Annotated in this window: 16 protein-coding genes; 4 read left to right on the forward strand and 12 right to left on the reverse strand. The window is 69.5% G+C overall.

Annotation, left to right across the window (positions count from 1 at the left end):
• Window positions 1–54 precede the first annotated feature (54 nt).
• A complete protein-coding gene (locus BLW81_RS27400) occupies window positions 55–1,236 on the forward strand; it encodes an AMP-binding protein (RefSeq protein WP_083409923.1) in 1,182 nt (393 codons plus the stop codon).
• Between the two features lie 19 nt (window positions 1,237–1,255).
• Window positions 1,256–1,522 (forward strand): hypothetical protein, encoded by a 267-nt coding sequence (locus BLW81_RS27405; RefSeq protein ID WP_083409924.1) that lies wholly within the window; start codon window positions 1,256–1,258, stop codon window positions 1,520–1,522.
• Here the strand turns inward: BLW81_RS27405 and BLW81_RS27410 are convergent.
• The 3 genes from BLW81_RS27410 to BLW81_RS27420 all read right to left on the reverse strand — a co-directional run bounded on the left by BLW81_RS27410 (window position 1,511) and on the right by BLW81_RS27420 (window position 4,442).
• Window positions 1,511–2,674, reverse strand: coding sequence for an acyl-CoA dehydrogenase (locus BLW81_RS27410; RefSeq protein WP_083409925.1), 1,164 nt, complete (start codon window positions 2,672–2,674; stop codon window positions 1,511–1,513). The two genes, BLW81_RS27405 and BLW81_RS27410, sit on opposite strands and share 12 nt — an antisense overlap.
• 66 nt (window positions 2,675–2,740) lie before the next feature.
• Entirely contained in the window at window positions 2,741–3,265 is a 525-nt protein-coding gene (gene purE / locus BLW81_RS27415) for a 5-(carboxyamino)imidazole ribonucleotide mutase (RefSeq protein ID WP_083409926.1), read from the reverse strand.
• Window positions 3,258–4,442 carry a 5-(carboxyamino)imidazole ribonucleotide synthase gene (locus BLW81_RS27420; protein WP_235632363.1) on the reverse strand — a complete coding sequence of 395 codons (1,185 nt, stop codon included), beginning with the start codon at window positions 4,440–4,442 and terminating at the stop codon, window positions 3,258–3,260. Before BLW81_RS27420 ends, purE begins: the two co-directional genes overlap by 8 nt.
• Before the next feature lie 139 nt (window positions 4,443–4,581).
• Here BLW81_RS27420 and BLW81_RS27425 point away from each other — a divergent pair, with 139 nt between their 5' ends.
• The gene (locus BLW81_RS27425; protein WP_083409928.1) at window positions 4,582–5,256 is read left to right on the forward strand and encodes a GtrA family protein; all 675 of its coding nucleotides are present in this window, start codon (window positions 4,582–4,584) and stop codon (window positions 5,254–5,256) included.
• Here the strand turns inward: BLW81_RS27425 and BLW81_RS27430 are convergent.
• Window positions 5,211–5,729, reverse strand: a complete 519-nt coding sequence (locus tag BLW81_RS27430; RefSeq protein ID WP_083410862.1) for a PH domain-containing protein — start codon at window positions 5,727–5,729, stop codon at window positions 5,211–5,213. The genes BLW81_RS27425 and BLW81_RS27430 overlap by 46 nt on opposite strands.
• A gap of 130 nt (window positions 5,730–5,859) precedes the next feature.
• On the opposite strand from BLW81_RS27430, the gene BLW81_RS27435 reads away from it, so the two are divergent.
• Window positions 5,860–6,633 carry a CmcI family methyltransferase gene (locus BLW81_RS27435; RefSeq protein WP_083409929.1) on the forward strand — a complete coding sequence of 258 codons (774 nt, stop codon included), beginning with the start codon at window positions 5,860–5,862 and terminating at the stop codon, window positions 6,631–6,633.
• Window positions 6,634–6,636: 3 nt separating this feature from the next.
• On the opposite strand, the gene BLW81_RS27440 is transcribed toward BLW81_RS27435, so the two are convergent.
• The 8 genes from BLW81_RS27440 to BLW81_RS27475 all read right to left on the reverse strand — a co-directional run bounded on the left by BLW81_RS27440 (window position 6,637) and on the right by BLW81_RS27475 (window position 15,434).
• Complete coding sequence (locus BLW81_RS27440; protein WP_083409930.1) at window positions 6,637–7,821, reverse strand: lipase family protein; 1,185 nt, start codon at window positions 7,819–7,821, stop codon at window positions 6,637–6,639.
• 10 nt (window positions 7,822–7,831) lie between these two features.
• Entirely contained in the window at window positions 7,832–8,629 is a 798-nt protein-coding gene (locus tag BLW81_RS27445) for a biotin--[acetyl-CoA-carboxylase] ligase (protein ID WP_083409931.1), read from the reverse strand.
• A complete protein-coding gene (locus BLW81_RS27450; protein WP_083409932.1) occupies window positions 8,619–9,872 on the reverse strand; it encodes a lipase family protein in 1,254 nt (417 codons plus the stop codon). Before BLW81_RS27450 ends, BLW81_RS27445 begins: the two co-directional genes overlap by 11 nt.
• A 30-nt stretch (window positions 9,873–9,902) precedes the next feature.
• The gene (locus BLW81_RS27455; protein ID WP_083410863.1) at window positions 9,903–11,342 is read right to left on the reverse strand and encodes a sugar transferase; all 1,440 of its coding nucleotides are present in this window, start codon (window positions 11,340–11,342) and stop codon (window positions 9,903–9,905) included.
• A gap of 182 nt (window positions 11,343–11,524) precedes the next feature.
• A complete protein-coding gene (locus BLW81_RS27460) occupies window positions 11,525–12,100 on the reverse strand; it encodes a YdcF family protein (protein WP_083409933.1) in 576 nt (191 codons plus the stop codon).
• Complete coding sequence (locus BLW81_RS27465; RefSeq protein ID WP_083409934.1) at window positions 12,087–12,971, reverse strand: sialate O-acetylesterase; 885 nt, start codon at window positions 12,969–12,971, stop codon at window positions 12,087–12,089. Before BLW81_RS27465 ends, BLW81_RS27460 begins: the two co-directional genes overlap by 14 nt.
• Entirely contained in the window at window positions 12,949–14,181 is a 1,233-nt protein-coding gene (locus BLW81_RS27470; protein WP_235632113.1) for a lipase family protein, read from the reverse strand. The genes BLW81_RS27465 and BLW81_RS27470 overlap by 23 nt, the downstream gene beginning before the upstream one ends.
• Complete coding sequence (locus BLW81_RS27475; RefSeq protein ID WP_083409935.1) at window positions 14,172–15,434, reverse strand: acyltransferase family protein; 1,263 nt, start codon at window positions 15,432–15,434, stop codon at window positions 14,172–14,174. Before BLW81_RS27475 ends, BLW81_RS27470 begins: the two co-directional genes overlap by 10 nt.
• Window positions 15,435–15,450 lie beyond the last annotated feature (16 nt).

Genomic DNA, 15,450 nt, shown 5'->3' on the forward strand with positions numbered 1-15,450 from the left:
TCAACGTGTCTTCGCAGCGGGCGATCGCGACGCCGTGCTGGACGAGGAGAAGAATTGACCAATCTTCCGCTGGTCGGTCACGCGCGTCCCGAAGTCCAGCGCATCCTCGACCGGTACGTCCATGCCTACCTCGGCGAGGCATCGACACTCGTGATCTCGGCATCGCGGTTCGATTCGGTGCACTCGCACGCCGGGTGGTCGGTGACCGACTGCGCGACGCGATTCGAGACGCTCCCGGGTTCGCCCGAGGCCCACGGCCCGACCGCACAACTGGTCATGGAGACCTCGGGGACGACCGGCGAACCGAAGCTGGTCCGCTACTCCAAAGACGTGATCCGTCGCTGCGCCGAAGCGATTGCCGAGCGCCTCGCGCTCACCGCCGATCGCGACTACGTCGCACTGGTCAATCCCCGCTTCGCCTACGGGATGTCGATCATCCACAGCCATCTGGCCGCCGGGGTCCCCGTACGGTTCTGCGCGCCGCCGGTATCGCTCGACGCGTGGACCGACTTCCGCCGCAGCCTGCGGCCGAACTCGTCGGTGTATCTCCTTCCGCACCAGTCTTTTCTGCTCGCCCAGGATCCGAGCTGGTCGTTCGAGGGCGCCGTCGAACTGATCTTCGCCGGCGGTGCGCTGACCGAGTCCATGGCGGCGAAGCTGCGGCCGTCGTTTCCCCACGCCGGTGTCACCAACATGTACGGACAGGCCGAGTTGGGCCCGCGCATCGCCATCGGCCACGCGACGCTCGCGGACTTCCGCGAGGGCGACGTCGGCACACCGCTGCCCGGCGTCCGGATCCGCATCACCGGCGAGGATCGCGTCGAGGTGGCCAGCGACTACCGGATGCTCTCCTACGTCGACATCGCGGGCGGCGCAGAACCGACCACACCCGAGTGGTGGCCGACCGGCGACATCGGCCGGCTCACCGCCGACGGCCATCTGCACGTGCTCGGCCGCAGCGCCGCCGACATCAACTTCCTGGGTAGCCGTATCGAGCTCTCGGGGCTGCGGCGGCTCGTGCGCGCGGTCGACGGGGTGCTCGACTGCCGCGCCTCGGCGGTGGAGCACGCGGTGTACGGTCAGCAGCCGTCGCTGCGGGTCCTCGTCGAGACGCCCGACCCGACGGCCGAACGTCGGATTCGCAGGGCCCTGGCCGCCGAGGTGGGTAGCAGCGCCTCCGCCGTACTCATCGACGTCGTCGATGTTGCAGGACTGCCGGATTCGGGAAAGCTCTGAGGGAACGAAAGGACGCCAGGTGGCCGCGGATTGGGACGACGTCAGACAACGGTTGCTCGACCGTGTCTTCTACAGCTTCGACGAGCGTGACGTCGAGGCGTCCCAGGATCTGCACGCCGACGGCTACCTCGACTCGCTGGCGGTGCTGGTCACCCTCGGCGTCCTCGAGGAAGAGGTCGGCGAGGGCGTCGCGGTGGAGGAGGCGAAGGTCTCCGACACCGCCTCGATGGCGGCGCTGAAGAACCTCTACCTGCGGCTGTGCGACAGGGTCACGTCAGCGGAGTAGCGCACGCGACATCACCACGCGCTGAATCTGATTCGTGCCCTCGTAGATCTGGGTGATCTTGGCGTCGCGCATGTAGCGCTCGACCGGGAAGTCGGTGGTGTAGCCGTAGCCGCCGAACAGCTGGACGGCGTTGGTGGTGACCTCCATCGCCACGTCGGAGGCGAAGCACTTCGACGCCGAGGAGATGAAGCCCAGGTTGGGTTCGCCGCGCTCGGCGCGGGCCGCGGCGGTGTACACCATCAGCCGCGCCGCCTCGATCTTCATCGCCATGTCGGCGAGCATGAACTGCACGGCCTGGAAGTCGCCGATCGGCTTGCCGAACTGCTTGCGTTCCTTGACGTATGCCACCGACGCGTCGAGCGCGCCCTGCGCGATGCCCACGGCCTGCGCGCCGATCGTCGGGCGGGTGTGGTCGAGGGTGGCCAGCGCGGTCTTGAAGCCGGTGCCGGGCTCGCCGATGATCCGGTCGCCGGGGATGCGGCAGTCCTCGAAGTACAACTCGGTGGTGGGCGACCCCTTGATGCCCATCTTCTTCTCCTTGGCGCCGACGGAGAAGCCGGGATCGTCCTTGTGCACCACGAACGCCGAGATGCCGTTGGCGCCCTTGTCGGGATCGGTCACCGCCATCACCGTGTACCAGGTGGAGTGCCCGCCGTTGGAGATCCAGCACTTGGCGCCGTTGAGCACCCACTCGTCGCCGACCGACTGCGCGCGGGTGCGCATCGACGCGGCGTCGCTGCCCGCCTCGCGCTCGGACAGCGCGTAGGACGCGACCGCGTCCCCAGCGGCGATCGACGGCAGTACCTGCTTCTTGAGCTCTTCGGACCCGCGCATGAGCAGACCCATCGTGCCGAGCTTGTTGCAGATCGGGATCAGCGACGACGAGGCGCACACCCGGGCCACCTCTTCGATCACGATGCAGGCGGCCACCGAGTCGCCGCCCTGGCCGCCGTACTCCTCGGGGATGTGGATCGCGGCCATGCCCGATGCGGTCAGCGCGGCCAGCGCCTCGTCGGTGTAGCGCGCCTTCTCGTCGACGTCGGCGGCGTGCGGGGCGATCTCCTTGTCGCACAGGTCGCGCATGACGGCGCGCAGCTCGTTGTGCTCGTCGGACAGCTGGAAGGCATCGAACGACGGGTTACTGATCGACATACATGCTCCTCGTTACTCGCCAGTAACTTTACTCTGGCCGACGACCGCGATGCGGCGTGGGCCAGGCTACTCCCCGCGCTGACCCCCGAGCAGGCGCTCTCGCAGCGCCGCGTCCTTGGCCAGCACGGTGTCGTGCAGGTCGGCCTGGAACTGCGCGACGCGGGCCCTCAGCGCGGTGTCGGCGGCGCCGAGGATGCGCACCGCGAGCAGCCCGGCGTTGCGGGCACCGCCGATCGACACCGTGGCCACCGGGACCCCCGCGGGCATCTGCACGATCGACAGCAGCGAGTCCAGACCGTCGAGGCGGGCCAGCGGGACCGGCACGCCGACCACGGGCAGCGGCGTGGCCGAGGCCACCATGCCGGGCAGGTGGGCCGCTCCCCCGGCGCCGGCGATGATGACCTCGATGCCGCGTTCGGCCGCGGTCTGGGCGTACTCGAGCATGCGGACCGGGGTGCGGTGCGCGGACACCACGCCCACCTCGAACGGCACGTCGAACTCGGCCAGCGCGTGCGCGGCGTCCTCCATCACCGACCAGTCGCTGTCGCTGCCCATGATCAGGCCGACGCGCGGCGCAGGAGCGCTACTCATGTGGGTCCCATCCGTCCGTCCATTCCGCGTGCGACAACCAGTGTGCCGCCCTGGTGGCGCGTTCGCGTACCGCGGCGACGTAGCCGTCGTCGTCCGCCGAGCCCGTCGCTGCGCCGATGATGTTGACATGGCCGATCTTTCGGCCGGGCCGCTCCGCCTTGCCGTACAGGTGCACCTTCGCGTCCGGCATCCGGGCGAACAGGTGGTGCAGCCGCTCGTCCATCGTCATCGCCGGACTCTGCGGCGCCCCAAGCACATTGGCCATGACGGTGATCGGGGCGATCGGCCCGGTGTCGCCGAGCGGATAGTCCAGCACCGCGCGCAGATGCTGTTCGAACTGACTGGTGCGCGCGCCGTCCATCGTCCAGTGGCCGGAGTTGTGCGGGCGCATCGCCAGTTCGTTGACCAGCAGCGCGCCGTCGACGGTCTCGAACAGCTCGACGGCCAGCACCCCGACCACCCCGAGCTCGGCGGCCAGCTTCAGCCCCAATTGCCCTGCCGCCGAACGCAAATCGTCGTCGAGCCGAGGCGCCGGGGCGATCACCTCGACGCAGATGCCGTCGCGCTGCACGGTCTGCACGACCGGCCACGCCGCGCCCTGGCCGAACGGCGAGCGCGCCACCAGGGCCGCCAGCTCGCGTCGCATCGCGACCTTCTCCTCGATGAGCACCTCGGCGCCGCCGGCCAGGTAGCGCTGCGCGGCGTCGCGGGCGTCGGCGACGTCGCGGGCCAGGGTCACGCCGCGGCCGTCGTACCCGCCGCGCGCGGTCTTGAGCACGACGGGCCCGCCCACCTCGGCGGCGAACGCGTCGACGTCGGCGAGGTCGCGGACCTGAGCGAACCGCGGCATCGGCGCCCCCAGTTCGGCCAGCCGCCTGCGCATCACGAGCTTGTCCTGGGCATGCACCAGCGCCGACGGCGGCGGCGCGACGTTGACGCCGCCGGCCACCAGCTCGTCGAGCAGGCCCGCCGGCACGTGCTCGTGGTCGAAGGTCAGCGCGGCCGCACCCGCGGCGACGCGGCGCAGTGCGTCGGGATCGGTGTGCTCACCGAGCACGACGTCGGGGCTGACCTGCGCGGCCGGGTCACCGGCGTCGACGGCGAGCACGCGCAGCGTCTGACCGAGCGCGATCGCCGCCTGATGGGTCATCCGGGCCAGCTGGCCACCGCCGACCATCGCCACCACGGGCGGCCCACTGGGGTTCTGCGACACGTCCCAATGGTGTCATGACCAGCCGCCCGGGCACCCGCCCGCATACCCGTCGCGACCTGCGCGGGTACGCGTAGGCTGCGTAATTTCCGTACACTGCCCTGTTGTGTCCTTCACCGATGCGACGATCGCACGGCTGCCGCGTCCGGTACGGCCGTACTTCGAACGCCATCACGAACTGATCAAGTTCGCGATCGTCGGCGCGACCACGTTCATCATCGACACGTCGGTGTTCTACACGCTCAAGCTGACGGTCCTCGAGCCCAAGCCGGTGACCGCGAAGATCATCGCCGGCATCGTCGCGGTGATCGCGTCCTACATCCTGAACCGCGAATGGAGCTTCCGCGACCGCGGCGGGCGTGAGCGCCACCACGAGGCGCTGCTGTTCTTCGGGTTCAGCGGGGTCGGCGTGCTGCTGTCCATGGCGCCGCTGTGGTTCTCCAGTTATGTGCTGATGCTGCGGGTGCCCGAGGTCAGCCTGACCGTCGAGAACATCGCCGACTTCATCTCGGCCTACATCATCGGCAACCTGTTGCAGATGGCGTTCCGGTTCTGGGCGTTCCGGCGCTGGGTGTTCCCCGACGAGTTCGGCCGCAACCCGGACAAGGCGGTCGAGTCGCTGACCGCGGGCGGCCTGGCCGAGGCGATGGAAGAGCATCACGAGCACCACGTGGCCGAGCAGGCCGACGAGGGGAATGTCACCCCGCTGCGGACCCGCCGCGCGCGGCGCCTGGCTCAGCTCGGCGACTCCTCCGAGCCCAGGGTGTCGAAGACTTCGTGATACAGCAGCGAGTGGACACGTTCCACTCGCGGGATGTCGTAGAACTCCAGCGGGTCCTGCGCGGCTGACTCGATGATCAGCGTGCCGGTGCGCAGGATCCGATCGAGCAGACCGTGCCGGAACTCGACGCTGTTGATGCGCGCCAGCGGGATGTCGATTCCCGACCGGGTCAGCACGCCGTGCCGGAACATCACCCGGCGGTCGGTGATGACGAAATGTGTTGTCCACCAGTTCAGGAACGGCCACACCGTCAGCCACCCGACGATCACCAGCCAGATCGCGGCGATGACGATCAGCACGACGTTGCGCGCGGTGGGTTCCCAGTCGGTTTGGTTGACGTAACCGGCGCCGAACGCGGCCAGCGCGGTCACCACCAGCAGGATCAGGATCGGGCCGATCAGCCGTTTCCAGTGCGGGTGGCGGTGCAGCACCACCTGCTCCTCGGCGGCCAGCACGTTGTCCGGATACCCCATGATCAGCACTTTATCGGGGAAACTGATCTTGGCATGCGCGAAACAGCCGGCAAAACGCGGGCGGGCGCATTGCCGAGGCAGCCGATGACCCGACCCGGAACGCGATGTCTTTCTAACTTAAAGTTGCGTCATGCGAGAGGTCCTGACGCGCAAGGCGTTCACCGCGGTCGACACCCTCCTGTCGTCGGGACGGGCGGTCGCGCGCCGGGCGCTGGGCGCCGCCCGGCAAAACGGTCAGCGCTACGTGGACCTTCAGGATCGCGCGTGGGCGACCGATATCGCGTTGTCGCGGCAGATGCTGCGGAACATGCAACAGGCCAAGTGGGGTGATCTGCTCTGGGGTGAGGACTGGGCGTCGGGCCAGGTGCCGCTGATCCACTGGAAGGGCGTCCCGAACATCAAGGACCCCTACGACCTGGCGCTGGTGCCCCTGCTGCTGTCCGAACTGAAGCCGGCCACCGTCCTCGAACTGGGCAGTTACGTCGGCGGCAGCGCCCTGTGGATGGTCGACCTGCTCGAGAGCTTCGGCGTGGACTCGCAGATCGTGTCCTTCGACATCGACATCAGCCGGGTCGTCGTGGAGCACCCGCGGATCCAGTTCGTCCAGGCCGACTGCACGAAACCCTCGACGTTCGACGGGCCGTGGTTCGACCTGCCGCATCCCTGGCTGGTTATCGAGGACGCGCACGTCAACACCTACGAGATGCTCGAACACTTCCACCCGCACCTGCGGCCCGGCGACTATCTGATCGTCGAGGACACCGCGTTCATGATCGACAAGTACCAGGCCCTCGAACGCTTCGCCGGCAACCATGCCGGCGACTACAAGGTCGACACCCGGTTCACCGACCTGTGGGGCTACAACGGGACGTTCAGCTTCAACGGCTATCTGCGGCGGATGTGAGCATCACCGCGGGCAGCCGCCGCTGACCGGCTTGTCGGCGAACCGGTCGGCCAGCCAGGCCAGCGCCGCGGTGACGTCGATGTCGTGGTGGTCGCTGCCGGGCTGGAACTGTGTCTCGACGGTGCCGCCGATGCGGCACGCCCGCGCGATGGCGTCGCGGGTCCACTGCTCGTCGATCGAGGCGTCGCGGCCGCCGAAGGCGACGAACAGCGGTGCGCTCAACGGTCCCTGGGGCACCGCCCAGTCGCGCAGGTAGCCGCGCAACCGATCGGCGGCCTGCGGTGTCGCGGGCGCGAGGTCGCCGGGCCGCACCGCGCCCTCGGCCTCCGGCCTGCGGTCCTCGACGTCCCCGCGGCACGCGGTCAGCACGTCCCAGTACTGCGCGACGGCGCCGCGGCGGTAGTCGTCGCGGGCCAGGTCGGGATGGATGCGGGCCAGCGCCTCGAGCGTGGTGGCCAGCGACCGGGTCTGGTCGATGGTCATCGTCCCGGCGAGCGCCTTGTCCACCAGGCCCGACATGTCGGCGGCCGGTGCGATCGCGGCCGCGCCGACGAGGTCGAGTTCCGGCGCGTAGCCGGCGGCCTGTTCGTCGGCCGACCAGGCCGCCGCGCCGCCCTGCGAGGCGCCGAACGCCGCCCACCGCGACGACACGCCTGTGAAGACGTGCCGCAGGGCGCGCACCGAGTCGATCACGTTGTACCCGGCGGTGCGGTGGTCGAAATAGCGGTGCGGCCCCGGTGTGCCCAGCCCCGCGTAGTCGGTCACCGCGACCGCGTAGCCGCGGTCGACGAGCCCGCCGACGAACCCGATCATGCCGCGCAGCGTCGGGGATTGCGACGGCGCGCACTGCTCGTCGATGCCGGTCGTGGGGTGGGCGAACCCGATGACCGGCCAGCCGCCGGCGGGCGGCGGGCCCGCAGGAACGAAGACCATGCCGGTCACGTCGGTCTGGCTGCCGTCGGCCGCACCCGACCGGTAGGTGACCGACGCGCGCTGCATCCGGCGCTTACCCGAAGCCGTTGCGGCGGTGGGTAATTCACGCACCGTGACCACCGAACCGGGACCGGGGGTGTCGGCGGCGGACGGTCGGTCGTCGGCCGCACCGCGCAGCCGTGGCCAGATCACCACACCGGCGGCCACGATCAGCACCGCGGCGACCAGGGCGATGGCCCACCGATTCCGTCGCATCCGGCCCCGCCTACGCCTGGGGCCGCAGGTGCACGATGTCGCCGGCCGAGATGGTCACGGCCTTGCCCGCCGTGTCGACGAGCAGCCTGCCCTCGTCGTCGACGTCGACCGCGGTCCCGACGATCTCCTGATCACCCGGCAGGATCGCGCGCACCCGCTGACCGAAAGTCGCGCTCTGGGCGCGGTAGTCGCGGTGCAGGGCGCTGTCGGCGCCCGCGTTCGCCCGCCACGCCGCGAGGCGGTCACCGAGCGCGCGCAGCAGGTCCGCGACGATGCGGTGACGGTCCGGGCGCGTCACGCCCAGCTTGGTCAGCGACGCCACCCCGTCGAGCGGCACCTCGTCGGCGGCCAGCGAGACGTTGAGGCCGACCCCGATCACCACCGCCTGCTGGCCGGGCGCGACCTCGGCGAGGATGCCCGCCAGTTTGTCGTCGCCGGCCAGTACGTCGTTGGGCCACTTCAGCGCCGCCTCGACGCCGAGCGCGGCGACGGTGTCGATCACCGCCACCCCGGTCATCAGCGGCAGCCAACCCCACGCGCGGGTCGGCACACCGGACACGTCGACGCCGACGGACATGATGACCTGCGCGTGCGGCACGCCCGACCAGCTGCGGCCGCGCCGGCCGCGGCCCGCGGTCTGGTGCTCGGCGATCAGCACCGCGCCGTCGATGTCGTCGTGTTCGGCCCGCGCAAGCAGGTCGGCATTGGTGGACCGGGTCTCGGCGATCACATCGAGGCGCCGCCACACCGGCCCGAGCACGTCGGCGCGCAGCGCGGCGCCGTCGAGCGGGACGCGGTCAGCAGTCATTGGGCGCGGGTTTCCCGGCGAAGCGGTCCGCCATCCAGTCGAGCATGTTGAGCGCGTTGGCGGGGTTGTGCCCGGCCTGGGGATCGAACCGCACCGTGATGACGCCGCCCATCGTGCAGGCCCGTTCGATCGCCCCGGCCGTCCAGGCCGCGTCGATGTAGGGGTCCTTCCCGCCGTACCACACGTAAAGCGGTGCGCTGAGCGGCTTTTGGGGAAGCGCCCAGTCCTGCAGATAACCGCGGAGCCGGTCGGCGGCCTGCGGGTCGCGTGGCGCGAAGTCGCCGCCGCCCAGCTGTTTGACCGCGGTGCCGCGCCGGTACGCGCCGGCTTCGGTGCAGTCGGACAGCACGTTCCAGTAGTGCGCGGCCGCGCCGCGCCGGAAGTCGTCGCGGTCCAGGTCGGGATGCAGCCGCGCCAGCGACTCGACCACCATCTGCATGACCGGCCGCTGCTCGGTGGTCAGCGTGCCCTGCGCGGCCTTGTCCACCAGCCCCGAGATGTCCGCGGCCGGTGAGGACGCCAGCGCGCCGACCAGTTTCAGGTCGGGCGCGTAGGTCGCGGCGAGTTCGTCCGATGCCCACGCCGCGCCGCCGCCTTGGGAATCGCCGAGCGCGGCCCACCGGTCGGACACGTCCGGAAAGGTGTGGCGCAGCGCGCGCACCGCGTCGATCAGATTGCGTCCCGCGGTCGCCGAGTCCGAATAGGGATGCACGCCTTTGACGCCGAGGCCTTGGAAATCGGGCAGTGCGACCGCGTAGCCGCGCCGCGCCAGCACCCGCACCACGTTGACCAGATTGGACAGCGTCGGCGACAGCGACGGCCCGCACTCCCCCTCGATGCCCAGGGTGCCGTGCCCGAACGCCACCACCGGCCAGCCGCCCGCGGGGGCTTGGCCGCGCGGGGTGAACACCGAACCCGACACCACGGTCGGCGCGTCGTCGTCTCCGGACGTCGAGCGGTACACCACCCGGGCCGCGACGAAGTCGCGACCCTCGATCGTGCGGGTGACGCCCGGCATGGTGGTCGCGGTGATCAACGACCCCGGCCCGGAATCGGTGAGATCCGCGGACTGCACGGGCACCGGAGGGCCGCCCGAGGACGGGAACTGGTTCAGGAAGCGTGAGACCACGACGGTCGCGATGGGTTGCAGGTTGGCCGCCGCGACGACCCCGAGCACCACGACGATGACGACACCGGCCCACAACGCTGTCGCGCGCAAACCGCCGCCGCGTTGGTTATTCATGACCTCCGTAGTATGGCCGACGGCGCGCGGTCAGTACGCGCCGGAGCCGACGGCCACCGTGCGGATCGTCTTGGCCGCGATCAACAGGTCGTTGGTGATCGACCAGTTCTCGACGTACGAAAGGTCAAGGCGCACCGAGTCTTCCCACGACAGATCCGAGCGTCCGCTGACCTGCCACAGCCCGGTGATCCCCGGCAGCACCAGCAGCCGGCGCCGGACCTGGTCGGTGTAGGTGTCGACCTCGCGGCGCAGCGGCGGCCGGGGGCCGACCACGCTCATGTCGCGCCGGAGCACGTTGATGAACTGGGGCAGCTCGTCGATGCTGTACCGGCGCAGCAGCTTGCCGATCGGGGTGACGCGCGGATCCTCGCGGATCTTGAACAGCACGCCGCCCGCGCTCTCGTTGATGTGGATCAGGCTGTCGATCTGCTTGTCGGCGCCGTCGACCATGGTGCGGAACTTGATCATCTGGAACGGCTCGCCGTCGAGGCCGATGCGCTCGGAGCGGTAGAACACCGGTCCCTTGCTGGTCAGCTTGATGGCGATCGCCGCGAGCAGCATCACCGGCAGCGCACACATCAGCACGGTGATCGACACGCAGACGTCGAAGGCGCGCTTCTGCAGCTTCTTGGTGCCGCTGTACTGCGGCTTCTCCACGTGGATCAGCGGCAGGCCGGCGACCGGCCGCAGCGTCAGCCGCGGCCCGGCCACGTCCACCACGCCCGGCGACACCACGAGGTCGACGCCGAGCTTGTCCAGATCCCAGGACAGCTCGCGGACCCCTTCGGGGCCGAGGTGGTCGGTGGTCGTCAGCGCGACGGTGTCGGCGCTGGTCTCGAGGATCGCCTCGTGCACCTGGTGCTCGTCGCCGAGGACCGGGATCGAGCCCACGCCCGGAACGTCGAAGGTGCCGCCGCTGGGACGCCCGGTCAGGCACACCCCGACGACCGAATATCCGTACCACCAGCCCCGCGACAGCGACTGCACGAGGCTGCGCACCGCGCGGGCATCCCCGACGGCCAGGACGTTCTGCACGCACTTGCCCTTGAGCCGCTTGCGGGCCAGCACGCGGCGGCACAAGCTACGGCTCAGCAGCAGGCCGAGCAGCCCGAGGGGCAGCGCGACGGCGAGATAGCCACGTGCATATTCCGGCCGCAGGATCATCAGCCCGACCGCGATCACCCCGACGGTAGCCAATGTGGCCGAGAACACACGGCGGTATTCCTCGACGCCCGCGCCGATGATGCGGGGCGACCTGGTCCGGTAGGCAGCGAGGAGGCCGAGCCAGATCCCGGCGACGATGATCGACAGCATCGAGTAGTAGGAGAAGACCGCGTAGTAGGCCGTCGGCGCGTTCAAAACGCTTTCCGGACGGCCAAGTCGCACGACCTGGGCGACGATCATGGCCACGACGACCACGACGGCGTCGGTGGCGATGAGGGCTCGGCGGTACCGCTGTTGCCAGGCCATCGCGGTCGCGGCGCGCACCTCGGTCAAGCGAGCGTTCGCGGGTGCGAAGACCTCTTCTGCCACCGACACGGCTCGACCTACCTCCTGTTTGCTGGCGGTTCCGCAGCTAATTGCGCTCGCTGCTGCTGGTTCACTATGTCAAAGTTTGCTTGACTACGCCACATATTCCGCAAAGTGGCTGGTCAAGAGCAATCGCCCTGTATTGCTGCCTTCGCGAAGCCAGCAAATTGATAGGCGTAGGTCAGCTCCCACTCGGGAACCGAGAAGTCATAGGACCTCGGCACCGCCGTCATGACGGTATCGTCAGCGTGCCCGGAATAGCACTGCCGAAACACGAAGCGTGCGCGGGGCAGGTGATAGCGCCACGTCACCACGATGATCGTCTCCCAGGACCGCTCGTCGGCCAGCTCGCGCATGGCGATCGCCTCGCCCCTGGTCGTCAACAGGTCCGGCCGCACGCAGATCACCTCGACGCCCCGCTCGCCGTCACACACCCGGCTCATCACGTCGTCGTCGGCCGGGTACGGGTTCGACAAGACTACGGTTCCGGCCCAGCCTGCGCGCGCCAACGCGATCCCGTGCTCCTCCCGGCCGTCGTGTTCACCTGCGAGAACCAGAATGGCGTCGGCCTTCTGCAATTCGTCGCCGGCGGCGTTGGTGAACAACACGAAACCCGCCACGGTCAGGTCGATCAGCACGATCACGACCACCACCGCAACGGCCTCGAACGCGATGCGGGCGGTGTCAGTCGATCGCATACTCCGCGAGCCTGTCGGCGCACATCTGCTGGTAGGCGGTCCACATGCCCAGGCCCATCCGCCGCTGGCCGTCGGCGTTGTAGTGCCGGTCCGCGCCCCCGTTGATGCAATTCCGGGCGCCGGGAATGAACGCGGTGTGAGCAAGTCGATTGGGCGTGTCGACATGCACGGCATTGACCGCTGAATAATCCTTGTGGCTCAGTTCCATCTCCTCGGGAACCATTTGCCCGAGCAATACAGGCAACCCAGTTCCGTAGCGAGACCGCAAGTCGTTGATCATGTAATCAAGCTTTGCTTGGTAGACCGATCCGGCCATCAGCGGTACGTCGGTCTCCCCCTGATGCCACAGCACCACCGGGACCTCGCTGCCCGGGTACCGGGACAACACCGTGTCGATAGCGGACACGGCGCGCTGGTAGAGGTTCACCCGGGTGCGGGTGTCGGCCGGATCCCAGGTGTAGCCGTTCTTGGGGGTGAACGACGTGTCACCGCGGGCGCCCGGGATCAGCAGCACCGTGCGACCCGTCGCGTCGGCCAGGTGCCGGGCGAAGGTCGTGCCGAAACCGAGACCCTTGGCCGGGATCTCGTGCAGCAGCGGGTCGACGGCGAGCACGGCGCTGCCCTTGGACGGTCCGCACATCGCCCACTGGTGCACCCGCGGGTGCGGTTTGTCGAGGCCCTCGAGGTCGAGACCCACTCCCATGCCGAACGCGTTCGACTGGCCCAGCACCGGCACCACGAGGTAGGGCGTGTTCGGCGGGTCGACCGGTGTGCCGCGCGGGGCGATCAACCGTTTGACGACGCACTTGGCTTCCACCAGCAGCTGCCGCCACAGCGCGCTGTCGCCGTCAGGGTTGCGTTGGGCACTCATCGGTCACCGGCTTGTTCGCGAACCGGTCGGCGATCCAGCCGAAGTGGTCCGTCAGGTCGACACCTCCGTGCCCCTTCGTCGGGTCGAGCCGCCATGACACCTTCCCGCCCAGCGCGCACGCGCGGGCTAACGCGTCGGTGGTCCATTGTTCGTCGATGAACTCGTCTCGTCCTGAGTAGACCACTGCAAGGGGTGCCGACAACGGCCGATGCGGTAGCGCCCACTTCGCGAGCAGGGAGCGCAGCCGGTCGGCGGCGGCGGTCGAGGCCGGCACCAGGTCCTCGGCGCGCAGTTCGTCGGCGGCGGCGTCGCGGTCGGCGACCATCGGACCCGAGCACGCGTTGAGGATGTCCCAGTACTTCGCGGCCGCGCCGCGCCGGAAGTCGTCGCGGTTCAGGTCCGGATGCAGCCGCGCCATCGACTCCACGATCGCGACGAACACCAGCTGCTGGTCGGCGGTCATCGTGCCGTCGCGCGCCTTGTCGACGAGCCCGGCCACGTCGGCCGACGGCACGTACGCGACGGCGCCGACCAGGTCGAGGTCCGGTGCGTAGCCGGCGGCCTGCTCGTCGGCGGCCCACACCGCCCCGCCGCCCTGTGACCCGCCGATCGCGGCCCACCGGTTGGACACGTCGGGGAACGTGTGGCGCAGCGCGCGCACCGAGTCGATGATGTTCAACCCCGCGGTGCGCGGATCGGGATAGGGATGCACGCCCTCGTGGCCGAGGCCCTGAAAGTCGGCGAACGCGACCGCGTATCCGCCGGAGACCAGCGCCGCGATCGGTTCGCCCATCCCGAGCAGCGTGCCCGACAGCGACGGCGCGCAGGGTTCGTTGATGCCCGTGGTGCCGTGGCCGAACGCGATCACGGGCCACCCGCCGGGCGGGGGTGCGCCCTTCGGGGTGAACACGCTGCCCGACACCTCGGTCTCGGCGCCGGTGTCGCCCGACGTCGACCGGTACACCACCCGCGCCGAGTTCACCCGCTGGCCGTAGTGGGTGTGCGAGAACTCGGGCATCGTCATCGCGCTGATCAGCGAGCCGGGCCCGGTGCCCGACAGGTCGGCGGTCGCGATCGGCTCGGGCTGGCCGGGCGCGGGTTCGCGCCACGACGCGACCAGATTCCAGGCCACCGGGACCAGGCCGATGACGAGGACGACGGCGGCCGCGATGCAGACGCCGATGACGATCTTGCGGAGCATCACGCCCATCGGGCTCGGTAGCGCTTGGCCCAGTTCATCGCGGGCTGCTCGACGAGGTAGTACGTCACCGTGGACACCGCAAGGGTCACGGCGAGGACCAGCGCGGCGTTGCGCAGCATGCCCGGCACCGTGTCGCCGGCCATCAGCCCCCACCGGCCGAGCACGATCATCAGTGGGAAGTGCAGCAGGTAGGCCGACAGCGACACCTTGCCCACGAACCGCATCGGGGCGGTGTCGAGGACCTTCGCGATGCCCGACGCCTCACCCCTGGCGAGCGGGGCGACGATGATCAGGATCGCCAGCGCGCAGGCCACCGCGATGCCCGACGTCGCGTACGGGTTCGCGGTCGCGATCAGGAACAGGAACACAGCGGTCGTCGGCAGCATGGCCAGCACGCTGAGCAGCCGGACCTTGCGGCTGATCCGCTCGCCGAACGCCTTCTCCTCCATCGCGACCACCACGACCGCCGCGATCATGCCGAACGCGAAGGTGTCGGCGTTGGTCAGGAAGCACTTGGTGAACACCGCGACCCAGTTGTCGCCCCATTGGATGACGGTCGGGTCGGTGAGGCCGGAGGCCTCGATCGCCAACGGCACGAATGCGCGCCCGATGAACCCGATGACGATCAGGATCAGCGGTGCCAGCAGCGCCAGCCGCAGCGGCCGGATGGCGGTGCGCTTGCGCAGCGCGAAGAGCAGCACACCGAGCAGGGGCAGCGACGCGTAGAACGCGTACTCCAGCGTCAGCGACCACGACGGGTTCAGGCCGGTCTGGAAGTACTGCGGGATGTAGGACTGCATCAGCGTGAGGTTGGCCAGCAGTTGCCACGGGTCGGTGATCATCCCGGTGCCGTCCTCGGTGCCGAGCGGCTGCATCGAGGCGTTGCCGATGTAGGCCGCCTGCAGGACGAAGTTGACCAACAGGAAGATCGCCAGATAGCCCGGCAGGATTCGGGCGATGCGGTGCAGCGCGAAGTTCTTCGTGCTCGGCAGCCGCGCGGCCGGGCGTTCCTTGCACAGGTTGCGGGTGTAGGGCAGGAACAGCAGGAACCCGCTGAGCGCGTAGAAGAAGATCAGCGACAGCCCGAGCAGGTTGGTCTTCCAGGCCGCTGCGGTGTCCGGCGAGTAGTGCACGGTGACGTGCATGATCGCGACGCCCAGGCAGGACAGCCCGCGCGCCCCGTCGAGACCGATGATCCGCGCCCGGGTGCCCGCGACGCCGAGGTCGGCGGGGGTGGTCGCGGTCCGCGGTTCGGTGGTCATCTGTCGTCTCCGGTGG

The organism is Mycolicibacterium rutilum, assembly GCF_900108565.1.
GTDB lineage: Bacteria > Actinomycetota > Actinomycetes > Mycobacteriales > Mycobacteriaceae > Mycobacterium > Mycobacterium rutilum.

Bases quoted from the DNA above. Each gene is read 5' to 3' on its own strand.
- BLW81_RS27410 (WP_083409925.1), bottom strand. From the start codon at position 2,674: ATGTCGATCAGTAACCCGTCGTTCGATGCCTTCCAGCTGTCCGACGAG.
- purE (WP_083409926.1), bottom strand. From the start codon at position 3,265: ATGAGTAGCGCTCCTGCGCCGCGCGTCGGCCTGATCATGGGCAGCGAC.
- BLW81_RS27420 (WP_235632363.1), bottom strand. From the start codon at position 4,442: ATGGTCGGCGGTGGCCAGCTGGCCCGGATGACCCATCAGGCGGCGATC.
- BLW81_RS27430 (WP_083410862.1), bottom strand. From the start codon at position 5,729: ATGGGGTATCCGGACAACGTGCTGGCCGCCGAGGAGCAGGTGGTGCTG.
- BLW81_RS27435 (WP_083409929.1), top strand. From the start codon at position 5,860: ATGCGAGAGGTCCTGACGCGCAAGGCGTTCACCGCGGTCGACACCCTC.
- BLW81_RS27440 (WP_083409930.1), bottom strand. From the start codon at position 7,821: ATGCGACGGAATCGGTGGGCCATCGCCCTGGTCGCCGCGGTGCTGATC.
- BLW81_RS27445 (WP_083409931.1), bottom strand. From the start codon at position 8,629: ATGACTGCTGACCGCGTCCCGCTCGACGGCGCCGCGCTGCGCGCCGAC.
- BLW81_RS27450 (WP_083409932.1), bottom strand. From the start codon at position 9,872: ATGAATAACCAACGCGGCGGCGGTTTGCGCGCGACAGCGTTGTGGGCC.
- BLW81_RS27455 (WP_083410863.1), bottom strand. From the start codon at position 11,342: ATGGCCTGGCAACAGCGGTACCGCCGAGCCCTCATCGCCACCGACGCC.
- BLW81_RS27460 (WP_083409933.1), bottom strand. From the start codon at position 12,100: ATGCGATCGACTGACACCGCCCGCATCGCGTTCGAGGCCGTTGCGGTG.
- BLW81_RS27465 (WP_083409934.1), bottom strand. From the start codon at position 12,971: ATGAGTGCCCAACGCAACCCTGACGGCGACAGCGCGCTGTGGCGGCAG.
- BLW81_RS27470 (WP_235632113.1), bottom strand. From the start codon at position 14,181: ATGGGCGTGATGCTCCGCAAGATCGTCATCGGCGTCTGCATCGCGGCC.
- BLW81_RS27475 (WP_083409935.1), bottom strand. From the start codon at position 15,434: ATGACCACCGAACCGCGGACCGCGACCACCCCCGCCGACCTCGGCGTC.